24 protein-coding genes and 4 tRNA genes are annotated in these 22606 nt (G+C 65.9%); 17 read left to right on the top strand and 11 right to left on the bottom strand.

Going from position 1 to position 22606, the window contains the following annotated elements; all coding sequences use genetic code 11:
- Positions 1-265: 265 nt before the first annotated feature.
- Positions 266-520: a GlsB/YeaQ/YmgE family stress response membrane protein gene (locus ACN22W_RS05090; RefSeq protein WP_027788093.1), complete on the top strand. Its 255-nt coding sequence runs from the start codon at positions 266-268 to the stop codon at positions 518-520.
- Between the two features lie 79 nt (positions 521-599).
- Here ACN22W_RS05090 and ACN22W_RS05085 read toward each other — a convergent pair whose 3' ends face one another.
- The 4 genes from ACN22W_RS05085 to ACN22W_RS05070 all read right to left on the bottom strand — a co-directional run bounded on the left by ACN22W_RS05085 (position 600) and on the right by ACN22W_RS05070 (position 5180).
- Positions 600-1082 carry a TlpA family protein disulfide reductase gene (locus ACN22W_RS05085; RefSeq protein ID WP_419686577.1) on the bottom strand — a complete coding sequence of 161 codons (483 nt, stop codon included), beginning with the start codon at positions 1080-1082 and terminating at the stop codon, positions 600-602.
- Positions 1079-2338: an exo-alpha-sialidase gene (locus ACN22W_RS05080; RefSeq protein ID WP_419686575.1), complete on the bottom strand. Its 1260-nt coding sequence runs from the start codon at positions 2336-2338 to the stop codon at positions 1079-1081. Before ACN22W_RS05080 ends, ACN22W_RS05085 begins: the two co-directional genes overlap by 4 nt.
- The gene (locus ACN22W_RS05075) at positions 2326-4665 is read right to left on the bottom strand and encodes a TonB-dependent receptor (RefSeq protein WP_419686573.1); all 2340 of its coding nucleotides are present in this window, start codon (positions 4663-4665) and stop codon (positions 2326-2328) included. Before ACN22W_RS05075 ends, ACN22W_RS05080 begins: the two co-directional genes overlap by 13 nt.
- Positions 4666-4790: 125 nt before the next feature.
- Positions 4791-5180: a DUF2946 domain-containing protein gene (locus ACN22W_RS05070; protein ID WP_419686572.1), complete on the bottom strand. Its 390-nt coding sequence runs from the start codon at positions 5178-5180 to the stop codon at positions 4791-4793.
- Positions 5181-5378: 198 nt separating this feature from the next.
- Between ACN22W_RS05070 and ACN22W_RS05065 the strand changes: the two genes are divergently transcribed.
- A complete protein-coding gene (locus ACN22W_RS05065; RefSeq protein WP_009690993.1) occupies positions 5379-5525 on the top strand; it encodes a hypothetical protein in 147 nt (48 codons plus the stop codon).
- 223 nt (positions 5526-5748) lie between these two features.
- Positions 5749-6342, top strand: a complete 594-nt coding sequence (locus ACN22W_RS05060; RefSeq protein ID WP_419686570.1) for a chorismate mutase — start codon at positions 5749-5751, stop codon at positions 6340-6342.
- Between the two features lie 30 nt (positions 6343-6372).
- On the opposite strand, the gene ACN22W_RS05055 is transcribed toward ACN22W_RS05060, so the two are convergent.
- Together ACN22W_RS05055 and ACN22W_RS05050 are read right to left on the bottom strand one after the other, a co-directional pair.
- Complete coding sequence (locus ACN22W_RS05055; RefSeq protein WP_419686569.1) at positions 6373-7500, bottom strand: exonuclease domain-containing protein; 1128 nt, start codon at positions 7498-7500, stop codon at positions 6373-6375.
- Positions 7501-7641: 141 nt separating this feature from the next.
- A complete protein-coding gene (locus ACN22W_RS05050) occupies positions 7642-7845 on the bottom strand; it encodes a cold-shock protein (RefSeq protein ID WP_011351289.1) in 204 nt (67 codons plus the stop codon).
- A 393-nt stretch (positions 7846-8238) separates the two neighbouring features.
- On the opposite strand from ACN22W_RS05050, the gene ACN22W_RS05045 reads away from it, so the two are divergent.
- A complete protein-coding gene (locus ACN22W_RS05045; protein WP_129513973.1) occupies positions 8239-8505 on the top strand; it encodes a hypothetical protein in 267 nt (88 codons plus the stop codon).
- 498 nt (positions 8506-9003) lie between these two features.
- Positions 9004-10149, top strand: a complete 1146-nt coding sequence (locus tag ACN22W_RS05040) for a porin (protein ID WP_419686567.1) — start codon at positions 9004-9006, stop codon at positions 10147-10149.
- 84 nt (positions 10150-10233) lie between these two features.
- Here ACN22W_RS05040 and greB read toward each other — a convergent pair whose 3' ends face one another.
- On the bottom strand, positions 10234-10797 hold the full coding sequence (gene greB, locus ACN22W_RS05035) for a transcription elongation factor GreB (protein WP_048249686.1): 564 nt from the start codon (positions 10795-10797) through the stop codon (positions 10234-10236).
- Between the two features lie 131 nt (positions 10798-10928).
- Between greB and ACN22W_RS05030 the strand changes: the two genes are divergently transcribed.
- From ACN22W_RS05030 to ACN22W_RS05020, 3 genes are all read left to right on the top strand, one after another.
- Positions 10929-11005 (top strand) — tRNA-Arg (locus ACN22W_RS05030).
- Positions 11006-11072: 67 nt separating this feature from the next.
- Positions 11073-11149, top strand: a tRNA-Arg gene (locus ACN22W_RS05025).
- Positions 11150-11209: 60 nt separating this feature from the next.
- A tRNA-Arg gene (locus ACN22W_RS05020) sits at positions 11210-11286 on the top strand.
- Positions 11287-11475: 189 nt separating this feature from the next.
- Here the strand turns inward: ACN22W_RS05020 and ACN22W_RS05015 are convergent.
- The 4 genes from ACN22W_RS05015 to ACN22W_RS05000 form a co-directional block, all read right to left on the bottom strand.
- Positions 11476-13842: a RelA/SpoT family protein gene (locus ACN22W_RS05015; protein WP_048249688.1), complete on the bottom strand. Its 2367-nt coding sequence runs from the start codon at positions 13840-13842 to the stop codon at positions 11476-11478.
- Positions 13843-13905: 63 nt separating this feature from the next.
- Complete coding sequence (gene rpoZ, locus ACN22W_RS05010; protein ID WP_006025620.1) at positions 13906-14109, bottom strand: DNA-directed RNA polymerase subunit omega; 204 nt, start codon at positions 14107-14109, stop codon at positions 13906-13908.
- Positions 14110-14167: 58 nt separating this feature from the next.
- Entirely contained in the window at positions 14168-14851 is a 684-nt protein-coding gene (gmk, locus tag ACN22W_RS05005) for a guanylate kinase (RefSeq protein ID WP_129513969.1), read from the bottom strand.
- A gap of 88 nt (positions 14852-14939) precedes the next feature.
- Positions 14940-15863: a YicC/YloC family endoribonuclease gene (locus tag ACN22W_RS05000; protein ID WP_129513968.1), complete on the bottom strand. Its 924-nt coding sequence runs from the start codon at positions 15861-15863 to the stop codon at positions 14940-14942.
- Between the two features lie 173 nt (positions 15864-16036).
- On the opposite strand from ACN22W_RS05000, the gene rph reads away from it, so the two are divergent.
- The 9 genes from rph to ACN22W_RS04955 all read left to right on the top strand — a co-directional run bounded on the left by rph (position 16037) and on the right by ACN22W_RS04955 (position 22590).
- Positions 16037-16777, top strand: coding sequence for a ribonuclease PH (gene rph / locus ACN22W_RS04995; RefSeq protein ID WP_419686564.1), 741 nt, complete (start codon positions 16037-16039; stop codon positions 16775-16777).
- A complete protein-coding gene (gene rdgB, locus ACN22W_RS04990; RefSeq protein ID WP_419686563.1) occupies positions 16770-17396 on the top strand; it encodes an RdgB/HAM1 family non-canonical purine NTP pyrophosphatase in 627 nt (208 codons plus the stop codon). The genes rph and rdgB overlap by 8 nt, the downstream gene beginning before the upstream one ends.
- A 34-nt stretch (positions 17397-17430) precedes the next feature.
- Positions 17431-18645: a radical SAM family heme chaperone HemW gene (gene hemW, locus ACN22W_RS04985; protein WP_419686562.1), complete on the top strand. Its 1215-nt coding sequence runs from the start codon at positions 17431-17433 to the stop codon at positions 18643-18645.
- Between the two features lie 141 nt (positions 18646-18786).
- Positions 18787-18874: transfer RNA gene (locus ACN22W_RS04980), tRNA-Ser, on the top strand.
- Positions 18875-19013: 139 nt separating this feature from the next.
- Complete coding sequence (locus ACN22W_RS04975) at positions 19014-19406, top strand: hypothetical protein (protein WP_129513964.1); 393 nt, start codon at positions 19014-19016, stop codon at positions 19404-19406.
- 181 nt (positions 19407-19587) lie between these two features.
- A complete protein-coding gene (locus ACN22W_RS04970) occupies positions 19588-19881 on the top strand; it encodes a hypothetical protein (RefSeq protein WP_072436100.1) in 294 nt (97 codons plus the stop codon).
- A 329-nt stretch (positions 19882-20210) separates the two neighbouring features.
- The gene (locus tag ACN22W_RS04965; protein ID WP_419686560.1) at positions 20211-20702 is read left to right on the top strand and encodes a TonB family protein; all 492 of its coding nucleotides are present in this window, start codon (positions 20211-20213) and stop codon (positions 20700-20702) included.
- A gap of 293 nt (positions 20703-20995) precedes the next feature.
- Positions 20996-22306 (top strand): MFS transporter, encoded by a 1311-nt coding sequence (locus ACN22W_RS04960; protein WP_343495168.1) that lies wholly within the window; start codon positions 20996-20998, stop codon positions 22304-22306.
- A gap of 104 nt (positions 22307-22410) precedes the next feature.
- On the top strand, positions 22411-22590 hold the full coding sequence (locus ACN22W_RS04955) for a hypothetical protein (RefSeq protein ID WP_129513961.1): 180 nt from the start codon (positions 22411-22413) through the stop codon (positions 22588-22590).
- The last annotated feature ends 16 nt before the right edge of the window (positions 22591-22606 follow it).

Below are 22606 nucleotides of genomic sequence, written 5' to 3'. Positions count from 1 at the left end.
GGCGCCCGAACCACCGACGTCACCGTCAGCCATTTCTTACAGATTCATTTCGCCGCGCGTCGTCCGCGCACGCGCCGCACCGTGGGCAGACAAATTTCCTGGAAAATCCGGATAAGGGTGCATAACATTACTTAACGATTCTGACCCGTCTATCGCGTTACATTGCGTGGGCGGCGCGGCGGGTCGCAATGCCGCCCTCACCCAGCTAGCGGCGCGACAGCCGGCGTCCGGTCATTTCGACTCAACCCAAGGAGAGGACATCACCATGACTCATGGCTTGATTATGTGGCTCATCATCGGCGCGATCGCCGGCTGGCTTGCCGGCTTGCTCGTCAAGGGCGGCGGCTTCGGGCTGATCGTCGACATCATCGTCGGGATCGTCGGCGCGGTGATCGGCGGCTGGCTCGCCGGCTTGCTCGGCATCAGCATCGGCAGCGGCTTCATCGGCTCGGTGATCGTCGCGGTCGTCGGCGCGGTGATCCTGCTGTTCGTGATCCGGCTATTCAAGCGAGCGGCCTGACGATTCTCTCCACGCGCCTTCGGGCGCGTTTTCGCATCAGGCCGGCGCGCGGCCCGTTCGCCGCGCGCCACCGGCTGTTTCAGCGCTTCACGCGCTGCAACCAGCCGTCGAGCACGTCGGCCGTCAGCAATCCGCTGCGCGCTTCGCGTGCGCCATCGCGTCCGATCCACACGGTACGCGGCATTTCCCCTCGCCATCCCGCATCGAGCGCCGCCCGCAGACGCTCGGGCATCGGCTCCGCGTTCGCATACTGCGCGACCTGCGACGGCAGGCTCATCTGCGCGAGCGCCTGCGTAATCGCCGCACCGTTGTCGTCGTACGCATCCATCGCGACCATCGCGAGTTGCACCTCCGGATGACGGCGCTGCCACGCGACCAGATGCGCGGCGTTCTCGCGACAGTATCCGCAATCGAGCGACCAGATCTCGACCGCCAGCGGCCGCTCGTGCGCCGTCGCATATAACCGCGCGACATCGGCCGCACGCAGCGGCTGCAGTTCGCCGCCGGCCCACGCCGGCACGCTCGCGAGGACGATGCCGATCAACACAATCAGCCGTTTCATTGCCCGCCCTCCACGGCGATCAGCCGATAGCCGTCGTTGCGCGTGCGCCATGACAGGTAGATGCGGCCCGCGTCGTCGAGCAGTTGCGGGTTGTCGCTCGCACCCGACGTCGACGCGATCACGCGCGGCGCCGACCAGTGCTCGCCGCGATCGTCCGACCGGCGCAGCTTGATCTGCATCGTGTCGCCGTCGAACGCCTTCCATGCGAGCCACACGACGTCGCCGCGCGCGACGAGCGCCGCATGCGACGCCTGCTCGCCGGGCACCGCAGGATTCGCGCCGAATGCCCACGGCGTACCGCGCGACCGGCCGTCGGCGCCGATGCGCGAATAGAACACGTCGGCATGACCGTCGACGACGCCGAACCATGCAAGATGGCGCGTGCCGTCCGGCGTGATCGCCAGCGCCGGCCCATGCTCGGGGCACGCCTCGACGTGCCAGTTCGAGAACGTCGCGCGCACCGGCACGACCGGCTCCGATGCCGATGCGGGCAGCACCGCAAGCGCGTGATCGCGGATCTGCCCCGGAAACACGTTGCGCCACACGGCCTCGATGCGTCCGGCCGGATCGATCGCCATCGCGATCCGGCAGCATTCGCACGTGTGGTCGGTCACCTTGCGTTCGGGTTCGAACGATGCACCGCCGTCGCGCGACACCGCGTAGTAGACGGCCGCGCCTTCGTACGCCTGCCCCGCCGCCTTCGCCGCAACGAGATCGCGCTTGTCGATCCAGGCGATCGCGATGTTGCCGGCCGGATCGACGGCCATCATGTCGAAGCGGTGCGTGATCGCCTGCCGGTCGCGGTGCACGGTAACGGGCACGCTCCAGGTCGCGCCGCCGTCGAGCGATCGCGAGAAGCGCACCATGCCCGTGTACGGCGCATCGAGCGGCATCGACCACGACACGTACACCGCTCGCCCATCCGGACTCGTCGCGATCTTCGGGCGATTCTCGGCACTCGTGTAGATCGGCTCGGGCATCGCGTTGACGGTGACGGGCGCGGATAATGTGCGGCCCGCATCGTCGGAATGCGCGACGACGACGTGCGCGCCTTCGACCCACGCGACCCACAACCGGTGACGCGCGTCGAACGTCGCGCCCGTCGCGAGCGGCTGCTTCTGCTGCGCAGGCGCAGCCTGCATGCTCATGTGCGCGGCATGCGGATCGACGGCCTTCGGCACGTCGTGCGCGCCGGCAGATGACAGCGCCGCGAGCCACAGCGCGCAGCCTGCCGCGAACGACTTCACAGCGACCATTTCAGTTCTCCATAGAAAGTGCGGCCCGGATACGGGTGGAACACGTAGTAACGGCGGTCCGTCAGGTTGTCGATGCCGACCGACGCGGTCCAGTGACGATCGAAACGGTAGCGCGCCTTCAGGTCGACGACCGTGAACGAGCTCGTGCCGCCGTAGACATCCGGATTCACGTCGCTGTTGTCGAGCGTGTTGAACTGGCGGCCCGAATAACGCACGCCGACACTCGCGAACCAATGCTCGTCGAAGCGATACGACGCGAGCAGGTTCGCGCGCATGCGTGGAATACGCGGAAAGCGCGAGCCGACATACGCGGGGTTCGCGGCATCGGCGAGGATCTGCGCATTGCTTGCCGACACGTTGGCATCGAGATTGAGCCCGCGCAGCCCGACGTTTTCGCCGCTGAACGCAAGTTCGACGCCACGCACGCGTACGCGGTCGACGTTCGAGATGTTGGTGACGGTCGACGCGCCCGACACGGTCGTCTGGCTGTAGATCGAGTCGCGCAGGTCGCTCTGGAACACGCTGGCGCGCACGACACCGACGCCCACGTCGCGTTCGGCCGTGAAGTCCCAGTCGATCGCCTTTTCAGGCCGCAGGTTCGGGTTGTTGTTGACGATCGCGTTGTTCGAGATCGTGCCCTGGAACAGCTCGCCAACCGTCGGGAAACGCGTGCCGGTCGCGAACGACAGCCGGAAGCGCCAGACGTCCGTCGCGTCCCATTGCAGCGCGACTTTCGGCGACAGCGCGTTCGCGCCGCGGTCCGCATAACCGAGCGTGCCCGCCGCGTTGCCGAGCGCGCCGCCGTACGCATCCCAGCGCTCGTAGCGCAGCCCGAGCGTCGCGAGCCAGCCCGGCGCAAAGCGCCACGCGTCCTGCCCGAACAGCGCCTGCGTGCGCGTGTCGCCGCGATAGACGCTCGACAGCGACGTGGTCGGCCCGGCCAGCCAGTCGGCCGTGTTGTACGTGACGTTGCGCAGGAAGTAGTTGTCGTAGTGATAGCCGAACGTGAACGTGTGGCCCTTCACTTCCGGCGCCTCGGCCTTCAGGTCGAGCGTGCGCCAGCCGGTGCCGTCGCCCTGGAACAGCGTGCCCGCGCCGCCTTGCACGGTCGACGCCGCGCGGAGCACATCGCGCGACACGTCGTACGCGGACACGACGCCCGACAGCCGCCAGCCGGAATCGAGCCGGCCGTTCAGGCCGAGCGCGTACAGCCAGTTCTCCTGGTCGCCGCGCTGCGGCGCGAACGCGTTCGGCGCGACGGTCATGTTCCGGCCGCCGATCGACACGTTGCCGCCGTAGACCGGGTTGCCGGCCGCATCGCGCAGGAAGGTTTCGCCGTGCTGCCGGTAGTGGTTCTCCCAGTGTCCGAGTGTGAGCGTCGCATCGACGTGGTCGGTGAACGCGTAGCCCATCCGGACCGTCTCGTTGATCTGCTCGGTCCGCTCGATCGTCTGCGCGCCGACGATCGTCCGCGACTTGCCGTTGGGCCCGATGTCGGTCGCGGCGCCCGTCACGGGCACGGCGGCGCCCAGCTTCGGGTTGTAGGCCGAATTGGGGCTCGCATACTGCATCGGCTGGCCGTTGTTCTCCAGCCGGTCGAGCGACAACGCGAACCAGAACCGGCCGACGCGGTTCGCGATCCGCGCGGTCTGGTGGTTGCCGCCGAAGCTGTCCGCGAATCCGTAGCCGTCGTGGTAGCGCTGCGTGAAGAATTGCGTCGACAGCGACGCCTCGAGCTTTTCCGGTTGGCGCGTCGTGAGCAGCACGGTCGAGCCGATCGAGTTGCCGGGATACAGCGCGGAAAAGGGGCCATAGAGCACGTCGACGCGCGCGATGTCGTCGGGCGGGATCAGCGACCAGCGCGGCGGGTACGCATAACTCGAGCCGAGCAAGTTCGACAGCAGCACGCCGTCGGCGTAGACGAGCCCGCGCGCGCTCTGCAGTTCGTTGAAGTCGCGGCCCGCAAACACGCTGTTGCGGTCGCCGATATAGCGCTTGCGGACCATCAGGTTCGGCGCGTACTTCAGCGCGTCCTCGGTGGTGACGTTGGTGTGCGCATCGATCTGCTCGCGCGTGATCGACTGGACGACGGCCGGCGTATCCGGATCGACGGGTTGGCGCTGCGCGGTGACGCTGACGGCGGTCAGCGTATCGCCGGCCGGCGCGGACGGCACGGCGGCACCGGCAGGACGATCGACACCACTGCGAGCGGGATCGACGCGTGCGTCGTCCGTCGAGGCCGCATGGGCGGCAGGCCACGCAAAAGCGGCCGCGCACGCGAGCGCGAGCCGTCCGCGCGACGGCCGCGCGGCGAAGGTAGACAACATGAATGATTTCCTGAAAACGTGATCGGACGCCGCCGGACGCGAGCGCGCGCCGCGCACGGACGGCGTGGCACGCGGACCCGGCCGCGGGCGGCACGCGCGCCACCGGGGCGCGCGAACGACATCAATCAGATCGAGGCGTTTTCAGGCGGGGCGCGCGGCTGCGCGAGACGGATGCCCTTGCGGGGAAAATCGGGAACGGCCGGGGCGGCCGCGCGGTAGGCGAAAGTGCGCACGAAGCCCGGCATCGCGGGCAGGCTCGTGCCGAGCGCGACGTTCGCCGCGAAGCCCGGGCAGTACACGCAGTGCGGTACGCCGGCATGGTCGAACGACGACGTGTCGCGGTCGTCGCCCGCCTGCGCGAGCACGATCTGGCGGGCGCCCGCTGCACTGCACAACTCGAGCGTGAGCTCGCCGGAACCGCTCGACGCAAGACGCGCGTAGCCGATGACGGGCGACAGTACGTTCAGTACCAGCGCCAGCCAGACGAGGCTGATCCATCGCGTCGTTCGTTTCATCGCGGCCCAGGAAAAAGTGCGCGCAAGTATAACAAGCGGCCCGATTGTTGCCGATTGCGCACAATGCAATAGTCGGCATCGCACTTCGCATCACAGCGCATGTGCCGTTAATACAACAGAGACAAAATCTAACGATTCGCCTCTGGCATAAATCCAAGCACGAGGTTGATAATTATCCAACCTGCTGGAGAAACGACCATGGACGAAAGACCAACTCGCATGCCACCGCCCGAGCAAGTGATGAGCCCGGATCCGGAACCCGTCGGCGTGGAATTCCTCGCCGAATTGCCCGAGCACGTTCGGGCATTCTTCGACGAGCAGCACAAGCTGTACTCGCCGAAGTGAACGCCTGTTCGGTTCTGTAACCGCCACGTGTCGATCATCGCTATCGTGCGGTTCATCTCTGCGCATCGCGCGCAATTCGCCTCGCACCCGGGCCGCAACAGCCTGACGGTGCCGGATCAGCTCGCCTGCTGATTCTCCTGTCGCGTCGCTACGCCGCGCGACTGTCTTCGTCTATTCTTCTGGTTTTCCACCTCCGGCCCGCCCGGCTCTCCCGATCATTCCAATGAAGCAAGCCATTCGTGCCAGCGTTGCTGTCGCCGCGCTCGGCGTCGCCCTCTTGTCGTCGCCGCGCATCGCCAGCGCGGACGGCGACGACACCGCCCTCACCAACGTGGTCGCGCTCGCGTCGCAGCGCCTCGCGCTCGCCGAACCGGTCGCGCGCTGGAAATGGGCGAATCACAAGGCGATCGAGGACCAGCCGCGCGAAGCGGCCCTGCTCGCATCGGTCGAAAAGCGCGCGGCACAGGCCGGCGTCGATCCTGCGTTCGCACGGCAGTTCTTCGAGGATCAGATCGCCGCGAGCAAGGACGTGCAGAACGCCCTGTTCGCGACGTGGCGCGCGACGCGGCCGCCCGAAGGCACGCCGCCCGATCTCGCGACCAGCACGCGCCCGGCGCTCGACCGGTTGACGCAGAAAATGCTCGCCGGCCTCGCCCAGGTCGGGCCACTGCGCAATGCGCCCGATTGCCAGGCGCGGCTCGCGCGCAGCATCACGAACTGGAAGACGCTCACGCGCTACGACGCCACGCAGACCCAAGCACTCGACACCGCGCTGTCGCACGTCTGCTCGGCCGGCGGCGCAAGCGCGATCGGCTGACACGGCGAGGCGCGTGTCGCGCCGCTGCGCTCAACCCGCGGGCGTGAGCGCGGCGAGCGGAATCAATTGCAGGCCGCGCGTGAGATGCGTCTGCAGCAGGCGGTGGGTGAAGGGTTCGAACGCACCCTCTTCCGCGTCAGCCACGAGCCGCGCAGCCGCGTCGAGTGACTCCGCCGAGCCGAGATAACGCCAGCCGTCGATCACGTGAAACAGACGGCGCTCGCCGTGCGCCTCGAACGCGACGGCGCCCTCGAACGGCCAGGCCGCACCGCCGGCACGGGCGGTGTCCGCCGCGGGACGCCGGTTGTACGACGGGCGCAGCCGCGCGATCCATTGCGCTTCGGCGAGCATTGCACCCAATTCATTGCCGGTCTCGCGCCATTCGACGCGCCGCACCTGCTGCGCGAGCCGCATTTCCTTCGACGATCGGCGCTCGCCGGTCAGCAACGCGCGCAGCCGCTGCCGCACGCGCACGCTCCGGCCGACGTAGAGCGCCGCGTCACCCTCCCCGAACAGCGCATACGCGCCGCACCCGGCGGGCGCGGTATCGAGCCAGGCCTCGGTCAAGTCGCCGCCCAGACGGAAGTGGCGCGTCGTGCGCGCGATCTGGTCGCGCAGCCGCTCGAGCGGCACGATGTCGTGCAACTGGCGCCAGAACTGCCAGATCAGGTCGGCATCCGCCAACGCCCGGTGGCGCGCAGCCGGAACGAGGCCATGCCGTTCGATCAACGCGTCGAGCCCGTGCCGTGACTCGCGCGGAAACAGCGCGCGCGACAGCCGCACCGTACACAGCACATCGGGATTGAACGCGAGGCCGGCGCGCTCGAATTCGGCGCGCAGGAAACCGCGGTCGAAACTCGCGTTGTGCGCGACGAACAGCTTGCCGTCGAGCCGCTCGAACAGCGCCGGCGCGAGCGACGCGAACGACGGTGCGTCGCGCACCATCGCGTCCGAAATGCCCGTCAGTTGCTGGATAAACGGCGGAATCGACTGGTCCGGATTGACGAGCGTCGTCCACGTCGACACGCCGAGCGGGCCGATTTCGACCACGCCGATTTCGGTGATGCGGTGCTCGGCAGGCGATCCGCCGGTGGTTTCAAGGTCGACGAAGACGAGCGGCTGCTCGCTGGCGGGATCGGACGGACGGGAATCGGACATGAAGAGACAGGAAAACGGTGCTTCCGTGAGTATGCACCGGCATGCGGGCTCCCGGCCAGCCCGGACCGGAATGTTCCGTCCCCACGAAGCAAAAAGCCCCCGCGAAGCGGGGGCCGGACGTGATCGGCAATGCGCGGCGCGTCAGACCGCCTGGATATTCGCTGCCTGCTTGCCTTTCGGCCCGACTTTGACGTCGAACGAAACACGCTGGTTTTCCTTCAGCGTCTTGAAGCCGTCCATCTTGATTTCGGAAAAGTGCGCAAACAAATCTTCACCGCCATTGTCCGACGTAATAAAGCCGAAACCTTTAGCATCGTTAAACCATTTCACGATACCGGTATCCATGTCTTCGTTCCCCACTCGATTAGATCAAAAAAGCTATTTTTATAGCCGTTTCCCGAAATCCCGAAACATTGCGCCAGCACCTGCACCAGCACGCCGCCCGAGGACGGAGTGCTGACTTTATAAATTGGACAATCCGGGTGCGTCAAGGAAATTTTTAGCGACCGTTTTATCAAAAAAGAGCTAATGCCATTGGAATCGGTACACCGTCGCCTTTAATTAATTGATTCGCACCAAAAACCTGTCAACATTACCGGGATCGGCTCACCGATAATCTTTCCCATGAAATTCCTACCGGGGACAAATCGACTCGGTAAAATCCTCGGGGTTTTTTCGGGTTGCGCAAACCCGGGGACATTGACATGCTGCCTCAACGCCGAAAGGAAGGAGAGGGTCATGTGGCTGGACGGAATCAAGCGCTTCGCGAGCCGGCTCGGACGCGTACGCCGCAAGTCCCGCGCCCTGGCCGAGTCCGCTCGCGAAGCGCCGTGCGACACCGAGTTCGATACGACCTGGCACGGCGATCACTGGCAGAACCTGCTCGCATCGCCACTGGATGCCCGTCACTACGTGATGGAAGACTGGACCTACACGCCCCCGACGACCGAAACCGAGGAAGCCGCGCCTGCGGCCAAGCGCAAGCGGCGCTCGTACGCGCAATAGCGCACCGGAAGCCGGGCAAAAAAAAAGCGCAACTGGGAAGTCGCGCCGACAAAGGTTTGGAGATCTTTTCCGTCAACGAAAAAGTCTGCTTCGGAAAGCAGAGATCGCAGTATAACGAGATAACAACCTTTCATTATTCATGCTCCACACAAACCTCTATTGCCGATGTGTCAATAATCGCGCTACGGCCCCCACCGTCCGCCGCTGATCGTTGTCGCGATCACGCAACGCCCGTTACGTAGTCCTGATCGCCATTTTTTTCGCTGCACCGCCGCAAACCCTTGATGGGCAATCGTTTGCGCCAGCCAGCCGATCTTTGCGGATTCCAAAATACATTATTGCTTAAAGCGTGATCCTCCCCCGCTCCGCGCACTCCGTACACTGAAGATGGCTTTCTGATAAGCGCACCGCCGCTCTGCCGGGCCGGCAAAAGCGTCAAGCAAAACATGCCAGTCCGCAGCAGGTTCGATCGACATCATCCTGTTTGGAGACAGATCCATGAAAAAAACCCTGATCGTCACCGCGTTGTCGGGTGTATTCGTTACTGCAGCACATGCACAAAGCAGCGTTACGCTATACGGCCTGATCGATGCAGGCATCACCTACACGAACAATCAGGGCGGTCACAGCAACTGGCAGGAAACGAGCGGTTCGGTCAACGGCAGCCGCTGGGGCTTGCGCGGCACCGAAGATCTCGGCGGCGGCCTGAAAGCGATCTTCACGCTGGAAAATGGTTTCGGCATCAATAACGGCGCGCTGAAGCAAAACGGCCGCGAATTCGGCCGGCAGGCGTTTGTCGGCCTATCGCACAACAGCTACGGTTCGCTGACCCTCGGCCGTCAGTACGACAGCGTCGTCGATTATCTCGGGCCGCTGTCGCTGACCGGGACGCAGTACGGCGGCACCCAGTTCGCCCACCCGTTCGACAACGACAACCTGAACAACTCGTTCCGGATCAACAACTCGGTCAAGTACCAGAGCGCGAACTACGGCGGCCTCAAATTCGGTGCGTTGTACGGGTTCTCGAACTCGACGTCTTTCGCGAACAACCGCGCGTATAGCGGCGGCGTGTCGTACAGCTACCTGGGCTTCAACTTCGCCGCGGCCTATTTGCAGCTGAACAGCAACGTGAACGCACTCGCGCAGGCCGCGACCGATCCGGGCGCGGTGACCGGCGACTGGACCTTCGCGTCGCGCGTGCAGCGCACCTGGGGCGCCGGCCTGAATTACGGGTTCGGCCCCGCCACGGTCGGCTTCGTGTTCACGCAGACGCGCCTCACCAGCATCCGCGCGATCAGCGCGGGACAGTCCGGCGTGTCTGGCGGCATCACGGGCCTCGGCGGAACCGCGCGCTTCAGCAACTATGAACTGAACGGCCGCTATGCGCTGACGCCGGCGCTGTCGCTCGCCGGCTCCTACACGTACACGCAAGGCCGTCTGGCCGGCGACAAGCCGACCTGGCACCAGTTCAACCTGCAAGCCGACTACGCGCTGTCGAAGCGCACTGACGTCTACCTGCAGGGCGAATTCCAGAAGGTCAACAACGACGGCCTCGACCTCGGCGCCAACATCAACGGGCTGGGCGCCGCGTCATCGACCAACAAGCAGATCGCGGTCACGGCCGGCATGCGTCATCGCTTCTGAGCGACCGGCACATCCGCTGCACGCCGGACGAAAAAAGCGCCCCGATGGGGCGCTTTTTCTTTGCCGGACTAACCCGGCCGCCGCTCAGGCTTTGCCCGATGCCGGGTAACGGACGTCGAGCACGTCGATCGGCTGCGGGCCGGCCGGCGTCATCAGCGTCACGGTATCGCCGATCTTCGCCTTGATCAGCGCACGCGCGACCGGCGAAATCCAGCTGACGCAGCCGTGGTCGAGATCGACCTCGTCGATCCCGACGATCGTGATCGTGTGATCCTCGCCGTCCGGGGTCTCGTAATCGACCGTGGCGCCGAAGAACACCTGGTCGACATTCTCCTGCCGGCTCGCGTCGACGACCTCGGCAAGGTCGAGCCGCTTCGTCAGGAAGCGGATGCGGCGATCGATCTCGCGCAGCCGCCGCTTGCCGTAGATGTAGTCGCCGTTCTCCGACCGATCGCCGTTCGACGCGGCCCACGACACGAGCCGCACGACCTCGGGGCGCTCGACGTCGATCAGGCTCAGCAACTCGTCCCGCAGCCGCTTGTGGCCGGCCGGCGTGATGTAGTTCTTCGCGCCCGCCGGAATCGCGGGTTGAGCCTGGTCGAGATCGTCGTCGTCACCGTCCGACTCTTTGACAAACGCCTTGTTCATGATGCAGATTCAAAACCTGGATGATTGATGCTCCAAGGGTACACGATGGGCGCCCCGGCAAGGCCAAGCAGCGTAATTCGCGAATAAGGCTTCCCTTTTTATACAACCCTGCTATAATTTCGCTTCTGCGTGCGGCTGTAGCTCAGTTGGATAGAGTACTTGGCTACGAACCAAGGGGTCGTGGGTTCGAATCCTGCCAGCCGCGCCACTTTTTTCGAGGGCCTTCCCAACCGAAGGCCCTTTCAGTTCGAAGTAGTAGCTTTTTGTTTTTGCGTGCGGCTGTAGCTCAGTTGGATAGAGTACTTGGCTACGAACCAAGGGGTCGTGGGTTCGAATCCTGCCAGCCGCGCCACTTTTTTGGGGACCTTCCCATCGCAGAAGGTTCCGACAGTTAAGCAGTACCGCTTTGCGTGCGGCTGTAGCTCAGTTGGATAGAGTACTTGGCTACGAACCAAGGGGTCGTGGGTTCGAATCCTGCCAGCCGCGCCATCTTAAAAGGGCTTTCCTCCGGGAAAGCCCTTTTTCTTTTCTGCCTCCCCTCACCCCCTGCTCGCGTCATGGCATCGTTCGCCCGACCGACCTCGGAAGGCCCCGGCAACGCCGCACTTTCACTCCGCAGCGCAAATGAAAACGGCGGCCATTGGCCGCCGCTGATCGATCGCCCGCAACGGGCACGCGTCAATAATCCTGCCGTTCGCGCTCGATGCGCATGCCGCCGTCATGGCGCGCATGCGCACCATCGTCGGTGGACCGCTCGCGCATGATCCGCATCACGTCCGGGTTGGTTCGCACGCGCCGCATCACGTTCGCGAGATGCACGCGGTCGCTGACCTGGATCACGAAGCGCAGCACCGTCGATTCGTGCGTCAGGTCCTCGTCCATCGCGATGTGAACGATGTTCGCATCGGCCGACGTGATGTCCGCCGCCACGCGCGCAAAGATGCCCTTCGTGTTCTTCACGAGCGCCTTCACCGTGACATCGAACAGGCGGCCCGGCTGCGGCGCCCATTCGACGTCGATCCAGCGGCCCGGATCGCGCCGATGAATACGCTGCGCGACACGGCAATCGGTCGTATGAATCGCCATCCCCAGGCCGATGCCGATGTAGCCCATGATCGCGTCGCCCGGAATCGGCCGGCAGCATGCCGACAACTGCACGGACATCCCTTCGGTGCCGGTAATCACGACCGGCGGCGCATGATGCGCGGGATGCCGCTCGGACTTCGGCAGATCGTCGTCCGCGTCGCGGCCGCTCATCAGCACCTCGATGCGCTTGGCCATCACCGCGGCAACGCGGCGGCCAAGGCCGATGTCCGCGAAAATTTCCTGACGGCTCTTGTTGCCCGTCCACTGCACGAGCTTCTCCCACACTTCCGGCTCGACGTCGGCCAGCGCGAGGCCGTAGCCCTTCAGGCTCTGGTCGACGAGCCGCTCGCCAAGCTGCACGGATTCGTTCAACCGCATCGTCTTCAGGTAGTGACGAATCGCCGAGCGTGCCTTGCCGGTACGCACGAAGCCGAGCCACGCAGGGTTCGGCTTCGAATACGGCGCGGTGATCACCTCGACGATGTCGCCGCTCTTCAGCTCGGTGCGCAGCGGCAGCAGCTCGTTGTTGATCTTCACGGCCACACACTGGTTGCCGAGGTCGCTGTGGATCGAATACGCGAAATCGAGTGCCGTCGCGCCGCGCGGCAGCGCCATGATCTTCGACTTCGGCGTGAACACGTAGACCGCATCGGGGAACAGGTCGATCTTCACGTGCTCGAGGAATTCGCTCGAATCGCCGGCTTCGCTCTGGATGTCGAGCAACGACTTCAGCCACTGGTGCGCGCGCTTCTGCACGTCGCTGAGATCCGCACTGCCGTTCTTGTACAGCCAGTGCGCGGCGACCCCCGCCTCGGCGATCTCGTGCATCTTGCGCGTGCGCACCTGAAACTCGATCGGCGCGCCGAACGGGCCGACGAGCGTCGTGTGCAGCGACTGATAGCCGTTGATCTTCGGGATCGCGATGTAGTCCTTGAACTTGCCGGGCACGGGCTTGTACAGCGCGTGCAGCGCGCCGATGCACGTGTAGCAGTCGAGCGCGCTGTCGACGACGACGCGAAAGCCGTACACGTCGAGCACCTGCGAGAACGACAACTGCTTGTCGCGCATCTTCCGGTAGACGCTGTAGATGGTCTTTTCGCGGCCCGTGATCTCGGCATCGATCTTCGCATCGGCCATCGCGCGCTGCGCGGCCTCGAGGATCTTGCTGATCACTTCGCGGCGGTTGCCGCGGGCCGCCTTCACGGCCTTCTCGAGCGTCGCGTAACGATGCGGGTTGAAGTTCGCGAAGCTCATGTCCTGCAGCTCGCGATACGTGTTGTTCAACCCGAGCCGGTGCGCGATCGGTGCGTAGATGTCGAGCGTTTCCCGCGCGACGCGGCGGCGCTTTTCCATCGGCACCGCGCCGAGCGTGCGCATGTTGTGCAGGCGGTCGGCGAGCTTGACGAGAATGACGCGCACGTCGCGCGCCATCGCGAGCAGCATCTTGCGGAAGTTTTCCGCCTGCGCTTCCTCGCGACTGCGGAATTCCATCTTGTCGAGCTTCGACAGGCCGTCGACCAGTTCGGCGACCTTCGGGCCGAACCGCTCGGCCAGCTCGCTCTTGGTCACGCCCTGGTCTTCCATCACGTCGTGCAGCAGCGCGGCCATCACGGCCTGCGCGTCGAGCTTCCAGCCGGCGCAGATTTCCGCGACGGCGACGGGATGGGTGATATAGGGTTCGCCGCTCTGGCGATATTGACCGAGGTGGGCTTCGTCGCTGAAGTGGAACGCCGCCTTGACCTCTTTGATTTCGTCCGGAGCGAGATACTCGGCAAGCGCGGCCGTCAGTTTCGCAATCGAAACGACGCCGTGCTTGCGCGGCTGCTCCGGCGTGGCGGTCGGCCCGAACAGATGCCGGAAGGACTGTTCGAGGACCGCGTCGATGTACTGGCGCGCAGGCGACTGGGCCGTGGCTTCGGTGGTCGAATCCGCGGAGGCGGACGATGGGGTGGTGCTCATATTCGCCTCCAGGTCGAGTCGTTGCGCGCGTGGATTACATGGCTGGAACGGGCCGGATGCGCGTTACACCGGCACCTTCTTCAGCATCTCGACGCCGACCTGGCCGGCGGCGATTTCGCGCAGCGCGACGACCGTCGGCTTGTCGCGGCTTTCGATCTTCGGCGTATGGCCTTGCGCGAGCTGCCGCGCGCGATAGGTGGCGGCGAGCGCCAGTTCGAAGCGGTTCGGGATTTGCTTCAGGCAGTCTTCGACGGTAATGCGAGCCATGGTGGTAATTCCTTCTGAATATAGTCCTTATTCTACCTTATGTCCCTCTGCCCCCGCGTCAATCCGCGTGGGGCAGATGGATGCCGAGCTCGATGAACAGCTCCGTGTGTCGCGCGTACTGCGAAGCAAAGCGCAGGCGCGTTGCCGCGACGATGCATTCGAGCTCCGCGAGCGCACGCTCGAAATTCTCGTTGATCACCACGTATTCCGCTTCCGACGCGTGCGCGATCTCGCTGCCGGCGGCCAGCAGACGGCGCGTGATCACGTTCGGCTCGTCCTGGCCACGCTTCTTCAGGCGTTCTTCGAGCGCGTCGAGCGACGGCGGCAGGATGAAGATGCCGACCGCGTTGCGGAACTGCTTCTTCACCTGCAATGCGCCCTGCCAGTCGATTTCGAGCAGCACGTCGTGGCCGTTCTTCATCTGCTCTTCGATCCAGACGCGCGACGTGCCGTAGTAGTTGCCGTGCACTTCCGCGCTCTCGAGGAATTCGTGCGCCGCGTGACGCGTGCGGAAATCGTCGACGGTCGTGAAGTGATAGTGCTGGCCGTCCTGTTCGCCCGGGCGCGGCTTGCGCGTCGTGTACGAGATCGACAGGCAGATGTCGCTGTCCTTCGACAGCAGCGCATTCACGAGCGTCGACTTGCCCGCGCCCGACGGCGCGACGACCATGAACAGGTTGCCGGGATAGACGCCGCTGTGCAGCGAATGCGACGCGTGGCCGTCGCGGGTGGATTCGGTCATGTCAGCCTCCGCCGGGCCGCCCCAAGGAGGCTGACCGCCCCCTCGGGGGGCAGCGAACAACGTGAGCGTGGGGGTCGTTTCATCTCATTTACTCCAGGTTTTGCACTTGCTCTCGCATCTGCTCGATCAACAGCTTGAGCGCCATCGATGCGTCGGCCAGTTCCTTCGCCGCCGCCTTCGAGCCGAGCGTGTTCGCTTCGCGATTCAATTCCTGCATCATGAAGTCGAGACGCTTGCCGACGCGGCCGCCCTTCTCGATCACATGGCGCGTTTCGTTCAGGTGCGCGGTGAGGCGCGACAGCTCTTCCGCGATGTCGATCCGGATCCCGTACATCGTCACTTCCTGACGAATGCGCTCCGCGGCTTCCTCGCGCGTCACGATCGGCGCGCTGCCTTCGGGCGCCGCGATGCCGAGCGCTTCCTGCAGCCGCTCGACGATCTTCTGCTGATGCTTCGCGATCAGCTCCGGCACGAGCGGCGTGATGCGCGCGACGATCGCTTCCATCTCGGCGACGTTCGTCAGCAGCATCGTCGCCAGTTGCGCGCCTTCGCGCGAACGCACGACGACGAGCTCGCCGATCGCTTCCTTGCCGCATGCGAGCACCGCGTCGCGGATCGCGTCAGCCGACACGCCGCTCTCGGCCAGCACGCCGGGCCAGCGCAGGATCTCACCCGCGCGCAGGCGGCCGACGCCCGGGAACGAGTCGAGCACCGCGCGCTCGAGATCGGCGAGCTGACCGAGCGCCGACTGGTTCAGCGCGCCCGCGCCGATGCTCTGTTCGCCGCGCTGCAGGTTGATGCGCACGTCGACCTTGCCGCGCGACAGCTTGTTCATCAGCATTTCGCGCAGCGCGGGTTCGCACGCGCGCACGTCGTCCGGCATCCGGAAATTCAGGTCGAGGAAGCGCGAGTTCACGGTGCGCAGTTCGACCGACACGCTGGTGCCGCCATTGCCGGTGGCCGTCGCGAGTTCGCGCGTCGCGCTCGCGTAGCCCGTCATGCTGTAGATCATGGTTCGTCTCGCCGTCTGGGTGCCCTCGCGGGCGGGGATATGTCGAGGCGCCCGGCGCATCGGAAAGCGCGGGGCGGGAAGCGCGCATTATCCCATTTTTGCGGACCTCTCCGCCGGGCAAGGCCGCCGTTCGGCGCTAAAATCGCGGTTTCCCCTCCTTCCGCGATCCCCACATGACGTCTTCCCTTTCCCGCCCCAGCGGCCGCCGCGCCGACGAACTGCGCAAGGTCGCCCTGACGCGCCACTACACGAAACACGCCGAAGGCTCGGTGCTGGTCGAATTCGGCGATACCAAGGTGCTGTGCACCGCGAGCGTCGCCGAGCGCGTACCCGACTTCCTGCGCGACCGCGGGCAAGGCTGGCTGACCGCCGAGTACGGGATGCTGCCGCGCGCGACGCACACGCGCAGCGACCGTGAAGCCGCACGCGGCAAGCAGACGGGCCGCACGCAGGAAATTCAGCGCCTGATCGGCCGCGCGCTGCGCGCGGTGTTCGATCTCGAAGCGCTCGGCCCGCGCACGATCCACATCGACTGCGACGTGATCCAGGCCGACGGCGGCACGCGCACGGCAAGCATCACCGGCGCCTTCGTCGCCGCGCACGACGCCGTGTCGACGCTGATCGCGGCCGGCAAGCTCACCCGCTCGCCGATCACCGACCACGTTGCCGCGATCTCGGTCGGCGTGTACGAAGGCGCGCCGGTGCTCGATCTCGACTACGCGGAAGACTCGCGCTGCGACACCGACATGAACGTCGTGATGACGGGCGCCGGCGGTTTCGTCGAAGTTCAGGGCACGGCCGAAGGCGTGCCGTTCTCGCGCGCCGAGATGAACGCGCTGCTCGACCTCGCGCAGGGCGGGATCGGCGAGCTCGTGCAGCTGCAGAAGGACGTCCTGGGCGCCGGTCATGCCTGACGACCTCACCCTCGCGCCGCTGTCGCGCATCGTTCTCGCGTCGAACAACCCGGGCAAGCTGCGCGAATTCACCGCGCTGTTCTCGACGGTCGGCATCGAGATCGTCCCGCAGGGCGACCTGGCGGTGCCCGAGGCGGAAGAGCCGTTCGGCACGTTCATCGAGAACGCGCTGACCAAAGCGCGGCATGCGTCGCGGCTCACCGGGCTGCCGGCGATCGCCGACGATTCGGGCCTGTGCGTGCGCGTGCTGCGCGGCGCGCCGGGCGTCTATTCGGCGCGCTACGCGCAGCGCGCGGGCCGCGACAAGGGCGACGCGGCGAACAACGCGTATCTCGTCGAGCAGCTGCGCGGCGTCGACGACCGGCGCGCATACTATTGCTGCGTGCTCGCGCTCGTGCGCCATGCGGACGATCCCGAGCCGCTGTTCGCCGAAGGGCGCTGGGCCGGCGAAATCGTCGACGCGCCGCGCGGCGAGCACGGATTCGGCTACGACCCGTATTTCTACCTGCCGTCGCTCGGTGCGACGGCAGCCGAACTCGAGCCGGCCGTGAAGAACACGCACAGCCATCGCGCGCTCGCGCTGAAGGCGCTGCTTGCGCGGCTCGCGGAGGAAACATGATCGCGCCCGATATCCATTCGCTGCAGGAGGTTGCATGAGCCAGGCTGCGGAAACCGGCGCGCGCGTCGTCGCGACCTTCACGTCGCCCGGACAGGTACGGCTCACGTCGCTGCCGCCGCTCGCGCTGTACGTGCATTTTCCGTGGTGCGTGCGCAAGTGCCCGTACTGCGATTTCAACTCGCACGAGTGGAAAGGCGAACGGTTTCCGGAAACCGAGTATCTCGACGCGCTGCGCGCCGACCTCGAGCAGGCGCTGCCGCTCGTGTGGGGACGGCAGGTGCACACCGTGTTCATCGGCGGCGGCACGCCGAGCCTGCTGTCGGCGGCCGGCCTCGATCGGATGCTGTCCGACGTGCGTGCGCTGCTGCCGCTCGACGCCGATGCCGAGATCACGCTCGAGGCGAATCCGGGCACGTTCGAGGCCGCGAAGTTCGCGCAGTTCCGCGCGAGCGGCGTGAATCGCCTGTCGGTCGGCATCCAGAGCTTCAACGAAGCGCACCTGAAGGCGCTCGGCCGCATCCACGACACCGCGCAGGCCCGTGCGGCGGTCGAGATCGCCGCGACGACGTTCGACAACTTCAACCTCGACCTGATGTTCGCGCTGCCGAACCAGACGCTCGACGAATGCCGTACCGACATCGAGACAGCGCTGTCGTTCGCGCCGCCGCATCTGTCGCTGTATCACCTGACGCTCGAGCCGAACACGCTGTTCGCGAAGTTTCCGCCCGTCGTCCCCGACGACGACGCGTCGGCCGACATGCAGGAATGGATCCACGCACGCACGGCCGAGGCCGGCTACGGGCGCTACGAAGTGTCCGCTTATGCGAAGCCGAATCATCAGTGCAAGCACAACCTGAACTACTGGCGCTTCGGCGACTATCTCGGGATCGGTGCGGGCGCCCACACGAAGCTGTCGTTCCCGAACCGGATCGTGCGGCAGGCGCGCTACAAGCATCCGGCGACCTTCATCGAGCAGGCGATGGCCGGCACGGCCGTGCAGGAAGAGCGTGAAGTCGGCGCGCGCGACCTGCCGTTCGAGTTCATGCTGAACACGCTGCGGCTCGCCGAGGGTTTCCCCGTGCACAGCTTCGTCGAACGCACGGGGCTGCCGATGAGCACGATCGAGCCGGCGCTGAAGGAAGCGGAACAGCGCGGGCTGATCTCGCGCGATTTCGCGCAGATCGCGCCGACACCGCTCGGCCAGCGTTTCCTCAACGACCTGCAGGAATTGTTCCTGCGCGACGATTGAAGGAACTACCGCGATGCATGGGACCGGAGTAAGCACTGAAGTGCCAACTCCGGTCGACCGCGATGCATGGGACCGGAGTAAGCACTGAAGTGCTAACTCCGGTCGACACCGCAGCATTTCGGTTACAATGCCGCCTCGCGTGGAAGCGTGGCCGAGCGGTTTAAGGCACTGGTCTTGAAAACCAGCGACGGGAAACTGTCCGTGAGTTCGAATCTCACCGCTTCCGCCAGGAAATTCGCCCAACCCCGTCCATTCGCCGAATGACGGGGTTTTTGTTTGTCCACACGCCCCTCCCCCACGTTCCGACGCGTCTCGCCGGATGCCGTTACAATCCCGCGCTCCGAATCGCGAAACGGGAAATCCACGTCATGAAGCCCTTCATCGTCTCGTCGCTCGTCGCCATGCTGGCCGCCGTCAGCACGCATGCCGCGGCCGACACCGCCTCCGGCAGCGACGCGCCGGCGTCGTGCGCGATCGCGAACGTCACCGGCGTCGGTGGCTCGCCGCGCGGCCTGAGCGAATACCTCGCGAGCCCGTCGCCCTACAACTACCTGAAGGACAACGACCTCCAGTGCAAGGTGTCGGACGACGGACGCACGTCGAACTGCACCGGCGTGACCTACCTGCGCAACGAACAGGTCAGCGTGTACGACGACTCCGATCCGGCAACGCTGACCGTCGTGGCGCGCGTGGAGCTCGACCATGGCCAGAAGTACCCGGTGATCATCGTCGTGCAGCGCAAGGACGCGCGCTGCAAGTAATCCAATGACGCAGCCGCGCACGTGCCCCCGTCCGTCGGGACGACACGTGCGTTCGCACTGCAGCGGAAGCCTCCCGGCCCGCCCCGCCATCACCTAGAATTCGTTCAACACGGCGACACGACCGCCGCCGCGCACTCGACGCCGCACGCGCCACCCCTGCGCGCGGCCCACGGAGATCGCCATGACCGAACTGTCGACACCGACGGACCACGTCGATTACGAAGGCTTCGAGATCCATGTCGTACCGGCCGCCGCGCCCGGCAGCGACACGCGCTACACCTACACCGGCTACGTGTGCCATCCGGGCGCGAATCCCGCGCTGCCGGGCCACGCGGTGCCGTTCCACGCGGACGGCGAAGAAAGCTTCGCGAGCGTCGACGAAGCGGTGCACGAAGCCGTGCACATCGGCAAGAGCATCATCGACGGCACGCACCCCGACCTGTCGGTGCTGTCGCTCGTCACGCACGGCTTCTGAACCGGGCAAGCGCCATCGCAGGTAATGGCGCGGGTGTCGGTCGCCGTGCTGCACGCGGCGACCGACACGCTCGGCCGAACGATCGTCACGCACCTGCACGTGACGCACGCGCCGCGCCTTTCAACTTTGCAACATGCTCGGCGTCGAGCACGCTGTCACATGTCACGTCACATCGCGCTGCGCGGCGCGGCGCGGCGCGGCGCGGCGCGGCGCCCAGCCATCATCATTTGCGATCGCAACGCCCGACATCGCGCGTTATGCGTTTCTCCCGATATCGCGTCGCGTCCGTGCGCCTATCATTTTTTTATAGTCACTTCTGGCTATCTCCCATGCGCCTCGTTCTCCGTCCGCGCGTCGACCGGCTGCGTGTTGCTGCGCTGGCCGTCGGCGCCATGCTTGCCGCGTGCACGATCACGCCGCCGCCGTCACTGCACTCGATCGTGACGATTCCGTCGATCACGCGCAGTGCGAGCCTCGACCAGTACCGTGTCGAGGTCGCGAAATGCGTTGCCGAACGCAATCCGTCCGGCCTGCTGCGCGGCACGCCGCAGGCAATGCTCCGTTCGCTCGTCGTCGTCGCGTTCACCGTCGATCGCAACGGCCGCCTCGTCCACGCGTCCGTCTATCGCAGCAACGGCGACAGCGAGGCGGAAGCGCTCGCGCTCGCGTCGCTGCGACGCTCGGCGCCGCTGCCGCCGCCGCCGTCGCGACTGCTCGACGGCAACGGCCAGATCGAAATGATGGAAGGCTGGCTCTTCAACGACGACGGCCACTTCCAGTTGCAAAGCACCGCATCCGCGCAGGCGCAATCGCTCGACTGAACTGCCGCCGCCCCGCGATTGCCGGTGGGTGGCGGCGCTGGCTATAATTTTCCGCAATCGCGCGGCCATCATGCCGCGCGCGCGTTCGCGCGCCCCACCCGGCATGCGAGCCGACCACGCCGGCACCGGGCGGCGGCGACATACCCGTCTCCATCGTCGACCGGCGGGTGACGTTCGTGCCACGGCGCGCGTCCACACCGCCACCGCATCATCCGCTCGGCTGCCCCCGGCAGGCATCCGCCTGCCCGACCGCACGCTCAGCCGACCGCCCCAACGACAAAACGGAGACATCCATGTCCGCATCCCCCCCGACCGTTGCACACGCAACCGGTTCGGCCGGCGCCGTCAGCCACCGGCGCATCGTGTTCGCAAGCTTCATCGGCACCGCGATCGAGTTCTACGATTTCTACGTGTACGCAACGGCCGCCGCGCTCGTCATCGGCCCCGTCTTCTTCCCGCACGGCTCCGCGACCGCGCAGGCGTTGTCCGCGTTCGTCACGTTCGGCATCGCGTTCATCGCACGCCCGATCGGCTCGTTCCTGTTCGGGCACTTCGGCGACCGCATCGGCCGCAAATCGACGCTCGTCGCGTCACTGCTCGTGATGGGCGTGTCCACCACCGCGATCGGCTTCGTGCCCGGCTACGACGCGATCGGCGCGCTCGCGCCGGTGCTGCTGTGCGTGCTGCGCTTCGGCCAGGGCATCGGCCTCGGCGGCGAATGGGGCGGCGCGGCGCTGCTCGCGACCGAGCATGCGCCGCAGGGCAAGCGCGGCTGGTTCGGGATGTTCCCGCAGTTGGGGCCCTCGGTCGGCTTCCTGATGTCGAACGGCCTGTTCTTCGCGCTCGCGCTGTCGCTGTCCGACGAGCAGTTCCGCAGCTGGGGCTGGCGCATCCCGTTCCTGGTCAGCGCGGTGCTCGTCGCGCTCGGCCTGTACGTGCGGCTCAAGATCACCGAAACGCCCGCGTTCCAGGCTGCACTCGATCGCAACGAACGCGTGCGCGTGCCGGTCGCGACGCTCGTCACGCAACACTGGCAGCCGACGCTGCTCGGCGCGCTCGCGATGGTCGTCTGCTACACGCTGTTCTACATCTCGACGGTGTTCTCGCTGTCGTACGGCGTGTCGGCGCTGCATATTCCGCGCCAGAGCTTCCTCGGCCTGCTGTGTTTCGCGGTCGTGTTCATGGGGCTCGCGACGCCGCTTTCCGCATGGGCGTCGGACCGCTTCGGCCGCAAGCCGGTGCTCGTCGTCGGTGCGATCGCCGCACTGCTGTCGGGTTTCGCGATGGAGCCGCTGCTCGGCAGCGGCTCGATGCCGCTCGTCGCGCTGTTCCTGACGATCGAGCTGTTCCTGATGGGTGTGACGTTCGCGCCGATGGGCGCGCTGCTGCCAGAGCTGTTCCCGACCAACGTCCGCTACACGGGCGCCGGCGTCGCGTACAACCTCGGCGGGATCCTCGGCGCGTCGATCGCGCCGTACATCGCGCAACTGCTGGCGGCGCGCGGCGGGCTGTCATGGGTTGGCGGCTATGTATCCGTCGCGGCGGCGATCAGCCTGGTCGGCGTGCTGCTGATGCGCGAAACGCGCGACACGACGCTCGTCTGAGACTCCGGGGCGACCCGGGTTGTGCGGCGGACGGCGCTGCCTATACTCGATCCTGGGCGCGCCGTTGCGCGCGCCCAGGATCCCTCCCCGCAGGAGCCGTCGCCATGAATATCCACCTCAGCAATGCCGACCTCGTCCTGACCCTCGCGCTCGCGCTGGGTGGCGCGCTGCTGCTCGCGCTGCGCTTCCGGCCCAAGACGTGGCGCGGCCTCGTGTTCGAGGCGCTGCTGGCGAATCTGGCGGCCATCGCCGCCGTCATCACGGTCGAGGCGCTGCTCGCCTGAATCGCCGCGCTCCGCT

This window comes from Burkholderia theae (assembly GCF_048565265.1).
GTDB lineage: Bacteria > Pseudomonadota > Gammaproteobacteria > Burkholderiales > Burkholderiaceae > Burkholderia > Burkholderia theae.
The sequence above is the reverse complement of the archived record's forward strand: the minus strand, read 5'-3'. Positions and strand labels throughout refer to the sequence as shown.

Bases quoted from the DNA above. Each gene is read 5' to 3' on its own strand.
- ACN22W_RS05090 (WP_027788093.1), top strand. From the start codon at position 266: ATGACTCATGGCTTGATTATGTGGCTCATCATCGGCGCGATCGCCGGC.
- ACN22W_RS05085 (WP_419686577.1), bottom strand. From the start codon at position 1,082: ATGAAACGGCTGATTGTGTTGATCGGCATCGTCCTCGCGAGCGTGCCG.
- ACN22W_RS05080 (WP_419686575.1), bottom strand. From the start codon at position 2,338: ATGGTCGCTGTGAAGTCGTTCGCGGCAGGCTGCGCGCTGTGGCTCGCG.
- ACN22W_RS05075 (WP_419686573.1), bottom strand. From the start codon at position 4,665: ATGTTGTCTACCTTCGCCGCGCGGCCGTCGCGCGGACGGCTCGCGCTC.
- ACN22W_RS05070 (WP_419686572.1), bottom strand. From the start codon at position 5,180: ATGAAACGAACGACGCGATGGATCAGCCTCGTCTGGCTGGCGCTGGTA.
- ACN22W_RS05065 (WP_009690993.1), top strand. From the start codon at position 5,379: ATGGACGAAAGACCAACTCGCATGCCACCGCCCGAGCAAGTGATGAGC.
- ACN22W_RS05060 (WP_419686570.1), top strand. From the start codon at position 5,749: ATGAAGCAAGCCATTCGTGCCAGCGTTGCTGTCGCCGCGCTCGGCGTC.
- ACN22W_RS05055 (WP_419686569.1), bottom strand. From the start codon at position 7,500: ATGTCCGATTCCCGTCCGTCCGATCCCGCCAGCGAGCAGCCGCTCGTC.
- ACN22W_RS05050 (WP_011351289.1), bottom strand. From the start codon at position 7,845: ATGGATACCGGTATCGTGAAATGGTTTAACGATGCTAAAGGTTTCGGC.
- ACN22W_RS05045 (WP_129513973.1), top strand. From the start codon at position 8,239: ATGTGGCTGGACGGAATCAAGCGCTTCGCGAGCCGGCTCGGACGCGTA.
- ACN22W_RS05040 (WP_419686567.1), top strand. From the start codon at position 9,004: ATGAAAAAAACCCTGATCGTCACCGCGTTGTCGGGTGTATTCGTTACT.
- greB (WP_048249686.1), bottom strand. From the start codon at position 10,797: ATGAACAAGGCGTTTGTCAAAGAGTCGGACGGTGACGACGACGATCTC.
- ACN22W_RS05015 (WP_048249688.1), bottom strand. From the start codon at position 13,842: ATGAGCACCACCCCATCGTCCGCCTCCGCGGATTCGACCACCGAAGCC.
- rpoZ (WP_006025620.1), bottom strand. From the start codon at position 14,109: ATGGCTCGCATTACCGTCGAAGACTGCCTGAAGCAAATCCCGAACCGC.
- gmk (WP_129513969.1), bottom strand. From the start codon at position 14,851: ATGACCGAATCCACCCGCGACGGCCACGCGTCGCATTCGCTGCACAGC.
- ACN22W_RS05000 (WP_129513968.1), bottom strand. From the start codon at position 15,863: ATGATCTACAGCATGACGGGCTACGCGAGCGCGACGCGCGAACTCGCG.
- rph (WP_419686564.1), top strand. From the start codon at position 16,037: ATGACGTCTTCCCTTTCCCGCCCCAGCGGCCGCCGCGCCGACGAACTG.
- rdgB (WP_419686563.1), top strand. From the start codon at position 16,770: ATGCCTGACGACCTCACCCTCGCGCCGCTGTCGCGCATCGTTCTCGCG.
- hemW (WP_419686562.1), top strand. From the start codon at position 17,431: ATGAGCCAGGCTGCGGAAACCGGCGCGCGCGTCGTCGCGACCTTCACG.
- ACN22W_RS04975 (WP_129513964.1), top strand. From the start codon at position 19,014: ATGAAGCCCTTCATCGTCTCGTCGCTCGTCGCCATGCTGGCCGCCGTC.
- ACN22W_RS04970 (WP_072436100.1), top strand. From the start codon at position 19,588: ATGACCGAACTGTCGACACCGACGGACCACGTCGATTACGAAGGCTTC.
- ACN22W_RS04965 (WP_419686560.1), top strand. From the start codon at position 20,211: ATGCGCCTCGTTCTCCGTCCGCGCGTCGACCGGCTGCGTGTTGCTGCG.
- ACN22W_RS04960 (WP_343495168.1), top strand. From the start codon at position 20,996: ATGTCCGCATCCCCCCCGACCGTTGCACACGCAACCGGTTCGGCCGGC.
- ACN22W_RS04955 (WP_129513961.1), top strand. From the start codon at position 22,411: ATGAATATCCACCTCAGCAATGCCGACCTCGTCCTGACCCTCGCGCTC.